Genomic DNA, 486 nt, shown 5'->3' with positions numbered 1-486 from the left:
GGTTCAGCGGGTTGGTCGACGTGGCCAGGTTGCCCGCCTTGTCGTAGGTGTAACTCACCTTGCGCAGCTGGCTGTTGACCGGGTCCAGGTCCTGGTCCTGGACGAGCTGGCCGAGCTGGTCGTAGATCTTCGCCGAGGTGCGGCCCATGCCGTCGGTGCGGCGCACCTCACGGCCCGAGGCGTCGTACCCGAACTGGGTGATGGCGCCGCTGGCCTCCTGCAGCCTGGTCAGCTGGCTGAGCCCGTCGTAGGTGTACTGGCTGACCGCGCCGCCCGGCGAGGTCTGCTTCACCACGTTGCCCGCGTCGTCGTACTCGTTGCGGGTGGTGAAGGCGCCGGGCAGGGGCTTGCGCTCGATCTGGGTGGTGGTGACGGGGCGGTCGAGGTCGTCGTAGGTCGTCTCGGCGCGGGCACCGGTCGGATCGGTGACCGAGAGCACCTTTCCGGTGCGGGTGTAGGTGTACTTCCACTGCCCGCGCTCGTCGC

Annotated in this window: 1 protein-coding gene; it reads right to left on the bottom strand. The window is 68.9% G+C overall.

Annotated features, from left to right (window positions below):
- The coding region (locus ALMP_RS35015; RefSeq protein ID WP_264935803.1) for a hypothetical protein at positions 1-486 on the bottom strand (486 nt) is incomplete at both ends.

Origin of the sequence: Streptomyces sp. A012304 (assembly GCF_026008495.1) — a bacterium.
Classification (GTDB): Bacteria; Actinomycetota; Actinomycetes; order Streptomycetales; family Streptomycetaceae; genus Streptomyces.
Note: the sequence above shows the minus strand (reverse complement) of the source record. Positions and strands in the feature narration are given on the sequence as shown.